The sequence below is a fragment of the Desulfitobacterium sp. genome, from assembly GCF_034927245.1.
GTDB lineage: Bacteria > Bacillota > Desulfitobacteriia > Desulfitobacteriales > Desulfitobacteriaceae > Desulfitobacterium_A.
On the sequence record NZ_JAYFQK010000031.1, the window covers coordinates 40,502 to 47,103 of the forward strand.

Genomic DNA, 6,602 nt, shown 5'->3' on the forward strand with positions numbered 1-6,602 from the left:
CCTATACTAATTAGACCCGTGAAAGAAAGATATATAATGAAATAAAAATATAATTATTGTAATAAATTGTTTAAGGCTTTTGAGCTGCTGGTACGCTTAAACAGCTTTAAATCTTTAAACGGAGTGAGACAAAATGCATACTATAGAAATCGGCCCCTACAAGGGGCTCGGCCTTACCGCTGTACGCTACGATAATAACGATATCGAGAAATCGGCGTTGAAGGCTGTTTTGTATGCCGCCATGCAATGGCAACAACAACATCAACCAATCAAGACTGGCGATAAACTGACCGTCAGAATAGACGCCCGCTGTGGGGACAGGCTCATTCCCGAACTCTGCGTCTCAAGGCTGGTCTACGAGGTTAGCAGTAACCGGATGCTCGCTGCCTTCAATAACGCGATCGGGCATGTCCTTAATGACAGCTTCGATATGCACATAAATTTTGACGAGCAATGCCCAGTGGCCGCCGTGAAAAACAAGACGGTAGATTTTATAGTCACTATTGACAATGTGCAATTCACCACCGCACCCGTGCTTAACAATACTCTAGCCCGCGAGATTGATCCCTCGGTCAAAAATCTTGCTGAGTTGAAGAACAAATTCAGAAAAACCGTGGAAGCTCGGTATCAACGCCAGGCCGATGAGGCTCATATCAATCAGATCATGACTTTGATAGAAAACAACTCAAAAATCGTATTCGATCAAACCAAGCTGGATCAGAGCGTCGACGAAAGCATCTCCATAGCAAAGGGAATGGCCAAGCGAATGCTGAACAGCAGAGGCGACACCGCCGATTTCTGGAGGGAGGATAGCTTGTTTTTTGAGGAATGCCGCAATGTTACGCTTACCGAACTAAAAATAAACCTGATTTTCAATGAGATCGCCAGGCTGGAAAATATCAGCGTATCTTCGGAGGAAGCAGCCGTGTCGATGCAGCGGTATATGACGGATAAGCAAAGTACGGAGGAGTTCCGTAAGAACTTCCCCACCGATGATAGCTACCGCGAATTCTACTGCAGGAAAAGATCATCCACTCGCTGCTGGAATGGAATCTACAATAGCGCTAAACAAAACCCGAACAAATAATGTCTGCGGAAAGGATTTGATAATTACTATGGAAAGCATCGAGATTTTCAGGGAGATTTTAATCAAAGAGCTCGTAACCGAGGAATCAAAAAAAAATAAGATCGACCAATGCAACGCGGAGGTCGCCGCTATAGATCAGGAATTAAGGGAGTTTCAGGAAAGGAAAAACAAGGCGCTAACCGAGGCCTCCTTAAAGGGCGCTGACAAGGCTCAACTGGAAAGCTTCCGTCAGCATTTCGACGCCGAATCACAGCACTATCATACCAGCCGTGATGAGCTGCTGATGCGTATTGACGGGATATATAATCAGGAGGTCGGCAGCGAGGTCGTTATTGGCTCCGTGGAAGGCCCCTATAACCTACGTATCGGCCGGAAACTTTCCGACGCCACCGCGTCCGTGATCCTACTCAAAGAAGGCGTCGTCATCGATATCCGGTAATAAATTCCTAGGGGGAGCCTACCATGAAAGTAGATTTACCGATAAAAAATAAAGCCGCATACTCCACTATCGGTTCCCTGGCACTGGGCGTAAACACTGTAACTGATATGGTCAAACTGACCATGGGACCGATGGGTAAAAATGTGCTGATCGAAAGGGGCAACCTCTGTCCCACGGTTACCAAAGACGGCGTCACCGTCGCCCAAAGCATGGTTTTTAAAAACCCGCTGATCGCCGCTGGTGCTGCCATCTGTAAGGATGTCTCCAGCCGCACCGACGCCGAGGCGGGCGATGGTACCACTACCTCGCTAGTATTGCTGCAAAGCATACTCAATGCCGGCATCCGCCTGATAGCCGCCGGCTATAGTCCGGTCGATCTGAGTGTAGGAATGTTCGCCGCCCTGGAGGATGCGATAGCGGAATTGACTGCGCTGAGCATCCCTATCACCTCCGCGAAAATGCTGATCCAAACGGCAACCCTCTCTGCCAAGGACGAGGAAATCGGCGGGATGATCGCCGAATGCATGGAAAAGGTCGGGCTTGATATCAAGATTACTGTGAAGCAGAGCCACCGACAAAATACTTTTATCGAGATCACTCAAGGGCTAGAGTTGACCAAGGGCTTTATCTCCCCTACCCTAATCGGCAAGGGCGAGGGGCGGACCTGCGAGCTGGAAGACGCCTATCTGCTGCTGCACAGCGGCAAGGTGGATGATCTTAATGCCATAGAAAAAATCCTAGATTTCTGCACCAATAACAAAAAGAGCCTGCTAATCATCGCCGGCGAGCTCAGCCGGGAGTTGCTCTCCCGGCTCAAGGAGATCAATAAGCAGGGAACCGTGGCAGTTACCGCCGTTCAGGCGCCTGGCGGCGGCATGGTAAGGCTTGATATCCTGAGCGATATCGCCATCTATACCGGCTCTTCAGTTTTCGATCCCATGTTCGGCAATGATCTTTCACACATCGCTTCCAAACAACTGGGCGGTGCCGAGAGGATTGCGGTCAGCGGCGGCAATACCCTCATCACCGGCGGCAAAGGAGATCCGGAACAGATCAAAAGCCGGATGGAGCAGATCAAGATACTGCTAAGTGGCAAAAACAGCGCCGCGGAAAGAACAAGCCTGGAAAGCCGTTTGACGATGCTCAACGGCGCTGTCGCAGTCATCCAGGTAGGCGGTAGCACGGAAGCCGAGATGAAAGAGCGAAAATACCGGGTTGAAGACGCGATTGGTGCCGCCACCGCCGGACTGAGAGGCGGAGTTTTGCCCGGTGGCGGCAAGGCCTTTTGGTGGGCGGCAGAGCAGCTGCAAAGTAAGCTGGCACTCAAGAAGCTCCCTGAGGACATAAAACAGGGCTATGAGATCGTCATCGCTGGTTTGCGGCAGCCGCTACTGCAGATTGTCGCCAATGCTGGTATCGATATCACGCCCTATCTTCATCAGTTCACTCAGGACCAGCCCTGGACGGGCTTTTCCGTCGTGGATGAGCGAATGCTGGATTTAGCCGCGGCTGGCATCTTAGATCCGTGTATCGTCACGCTGGCAGCGCTCAAAAGCAGCGTCAGCGGTGCTGCTATGGCCTTGACCTGCGAAACTTTCGTTTCCGAGCCGACAAAAGCACTGGATATGAACAATTATGATTTTGGTAATTTTATATAGTTAATATTACTGGTCCAAAGTAAGGTAAAATCCGTGTGAGAGAAGCTTATTTTATGTTTTAAGAGGGTGTATCCATGAAAAAGTATTTCATGCTGATTATCGCCATTATCGTTTTGATCGCCGCGGCAATCTACGGCAGTTATAACAATCAAATGGACGAGGCCACGGTACTTAAGTATTATCATTCAGCCGCACCGGAGGCCAGTCGCTTCATCCCTATCACAGATCACACAGCCAGCTATTATGACACCGCCGGCACGCTCGCCGGATATATCGGCGTCAGTAGCAATATTGGTTATTCCGGTCCTGTATTCACCGCTACGCTAATCGATACGAAAGGCAATATCACAGCGGTCAAGGTCGTTAACAGTTCGGAAACTCCTGCCTACCTACGTAAGCTCGACGCCGCCGGTTATTTTAAACAGTACAACCAAAAAACTGTCACGGATTCCTTGATGCCAAAATACGATATTGATTGCGTATCCGGCGCCACTCTTTCCAGTCGAGCTATCGGCAACAGCGTTCAGAATGTCGCCCATTCCATCGCCGTCAGCGAACTAGGGCTGAGCCCTGCGAAGGCTAAAATCGACTGGCAATTAGGCGTTAAAGAGATTGCAATAGCGGCGCTCTTTGTATTGGTACTGATCCTTTCCAGGTTCCCAAAATTCGGCAAATTCCGGCTGGTATTTCTGATCGGCAGCATCGGCATTATGGGCTTCTGGCTTAATCGTTCTCTTTCGATTTCCCAGATCTCTTCGCTCCTGCTCGGCTATTGGCCCATGCCCCAGACCAATCTGATCTGGTATCTAATACTGGTCGGAGCTATCGTTCCGGCGCTAGCTAGCGGCAAAAATTTCTATTGCACCTATATATGTCCCTTCTGCGGCCTCCAGGAGGTTACCCACGCGATCAGCCATACCAATCTGCCGCTCGGTAAACATTCCAAGTGGATGCGTAAAGGTCGCGATATCCTGCTCTTCACAGTTATATTCATCGCTTTTATCTCCCTGAATCCCGCCAACGCATCCTATGAGCCTTTCGGCACCATCTTCGGTTTAAACGGTACCAGCACTTTCTGGTATCTGACATTCTTCGTGCTGGTCGCCTCCTTTATCTTTAGGAGATTCTGGTGCACCGCCTTCTGCCCTGTCGGCGCTTTTCTAGATAAACTGGCCTCGCTCAGCCGTGATATCCGCAAGGCTATTGGCTCCGCGGACAAAAACAAGGCCGCCAATGCCGCCGTAAGCAAAAATCGGCCGCAGCGGGAATCAAAAAACGGTGCAGCTCTAAAAATCGAACAAAAAATCAGGTTCTCTAAAACTGAAATTATAATGTTTGCTTTCTATATCATAATTCTGGCGCTGATCATTGCAGCCATCGTCGAGAATATCACTATCAATATTTAAAGTAAAATACGTTTGGAAAGGAGGCTTCGCGATGGATACCAATACCATAAGCGGTCAGGACGCGCGGCTGGCTTTACTGCGTGGCGTGAATCAAATAGCCAATTGCGTCAAAAAGACTTTGGGACCTATGGGCAGAAATTGCATCATCGAAAACAAAAACTGGTATTATCCCACCGCTACCAATGACGGCGTTACCATCGCCCAATGCGTCACCCTGCCCGATAGCTATGAAAACATGGGTGGGCAGCTGCTGTTGCAGGTTGCTGATCAGACCAATGACAGCGTCGGTGACGGCACCACCACCTCCATCATCATGGCGCAAAGCCTGATCGAAACCGCGATGAAATATCTGCAAACCGGTTGTGATCAGCGCCTGCTGCTCAAGGGGATGCAAAAAGCTGTGGATTTCACCGTGGACTATCTGCAAAAACAAACCATCTCTATCAATACTCCGGCGGAAATAGAGGCCATCGCCACCGTCTCTGGCGGTGAAGAAAAGATTGGCGCCCTAATCCGATCCGCCTATGAAAAAGTCGGAATGCACGGCGTCATCCAATTGGAATTGGGTGAGCGGCAGGAAACGGTGCTCGATTTTTGTGAAGGGATCAAATTTAATAAGGGTTTCATCTCGCCGCAAATGGTCAATGATGTACCACAAAACCGCTCCTTGCTAAAACAGCCCTATATTCTCGTAACCGATGACGAAATCAATTATATTTATCAGATAACATCTATCCTTGAGAAAATATTTGAAAGCAAGCGCCCGCTGCTAATCATCGCCGAGGATATTTCCGCCGACCTGCTAGCGGTGCTTTTGCAAAATAGCCTGAAAGGCACCATGGAGATCGTCGTCGTGACCGTGCCCGGCTACGGAGAAAGGCGGCAAGCCTATCTGGACGATATCGCCGTGATTACCGGTGCTACCGTGGTGGCAGAAGCCAGAGAGCTGTCTTTGGAACAAGCCGACTGTTCAGTCTTAGGCATGGCGGAGAGCATCATTATTGAAAAAAACGCCACTACCATCATCGGGGGCGCTGGCGATAAAGAACAAATCAAGGCCTATACCGCGGCTCTGGCAGCGCAAATCGAGCTGCGCAACGAAGGCTGGACCAAAGACAAGATGTGGGAACGGCTGGGCTGGCTCAAGGGCGGCATCGCCAATATCAAGGTTGGTGCGCCTACGGAGCTGGCGGCCAAGGAGCTGTATTACCGCATCGAGGACGCGCTCAATTCCGCCCGGTCTGCTGTCGGAAACGGCATTTTACCCGGCGGCGGTATCGCCTTTCTCGCTGCTGCCGATGAGCTGGCGCAGCTTACCGCTGCCAGCGAAGAAGAACAATGGGGAATGAATATCGTGCGAGAATCCCTCCGCCGCCCCCTGCTACAGCTGGCTGAGAATTGCGGTAAAAACCCCTTTGAGATCTATCATCAAATCCGGGAACTGCCTTCCGGCTATGGTTATGACGCCAAAAATGATGAATACCGGGATATGCTAGCCGCAGGTATTGTTGACGCAGCAGAGGTCGAAATCCAGATAATGACCAACGCCTTTTCGGTGGCCACTATTCTCCTCTCCACAGATGGGTTGATAGCCTATCAAAGGTAGAGCATTTATAATGACTTAATATTTTAATTGCTCATCTTCAATAAGATCCCTCAATTTATCAAGATCGTAAATCTTCACATCCTTTCCTTTTTTCTCCATTATGCCTTCGTTACGAAGATAAGCTAATAATTTACACACCGTTACATAATGGGTTCCCGTTATCTTGGCAATCGCCTTTTGCGATAAATCAACTGTTAACTCATAATAGTTATCCACCCGTTTACCATTTTTGAGACAGAGATTATAAAAGAAATTTAATATCCTGGATGTGACCGCGTACGCTAAATGGCGGTGAAAGACTTAGCGCCAAAGGCGCTGATACAAAATGGTGATAATGCAGGAAAAATGACGATAAACGGAGAAAGCCATCCCTTGTAAAAAATGCAAGGAGATGGCTTCTTCATCT

Annotated in this window: 6 protein-coding genes; 5 read left to right on the forward strand and 1 reads right to left on the reverse strand. The window is 49.3% G+C overall.

Annotated elements, in window-relative coordinates:
- The first annotated feature begins 133 nt into the window (after positions 1-133).
- The 5 genes from VB077_RS08295 (at position 134) to VB077_RS08315 (ending at position 6,196) form a co-directional block, all read left to right on the forward strand.
- Complete coding sequence (locus VB077_RS08295; protein ID WP_323414756.1) at positions 134-1,087, forward strand: hypothetical protein; 954 nt, start codon at positions 134-136, stop codon at positions 1,085-1,087.
- A 28-nt stretch (positions 1,088-1,115) separates the two neighbouring features.
- A complete protein-coding gene (locus VB077_RS08300) occupies positions 1,116-1,526 on the forward strand; it encodes a YlqD family protein (RefSeq protein WP_323414757.1) in 411 nt (136 codons plus the stop codon).
- 23 nt (positions 1,527-1,549) lie between these two features.
- On the forward strand, positions 1,550-3,184 hold the full coding sequence (gene groEL, locus VB077_RS08305) for a chaperonin GroEL (protein WP_323414758.1): 1,635 nt from the start codon (positions 1,550-1,552) through the stop codon (positions 3,182-3,184).
- Between the two features lie 74 nt (positions 3,185-3,258).
- On the forward strand, positions 3,259-4,590 hold the full coding sequence (locus VB077_RS08310) for an FMN-binding protein (RefSeq protein WP_323414759.1): 1,332 nt from the start codon (positions 3,259-3,261) through the stop codon (positions 4,588-4,590).
- Positions 4,591-4,621: 31 nt separating this feature from the next.
- Positions 4,622-6,196, forward strand: coding sequence for a molecular chaperone GroEL (locus VB077_RS08315; protein ID WP_323414760.1), 1,575 nt, complete (start codon positions 4,622-4,624; stop codon positions 6,194-6,196).
- 15 nt (positions 6,197-6,211) lie between these two features.
- Here VB077_RS08315 and VB077_RS08320 read toward each other — a convergent pair whose 3' ends face one another.
- Positions 6,212-6,457, reverse strand: a complete 246-nt coding sequence (locus tag VB077_RS08320; RefSeq protein ID WP_323414763.1) for a helix-turn-helix domain-containing protein — start codon at positions 6,455-6,457, stop codon at positions 6,212-6,214.
- Between the last annotated feature and the right edge of the window lie 145 nt (positions 6,458-6,602).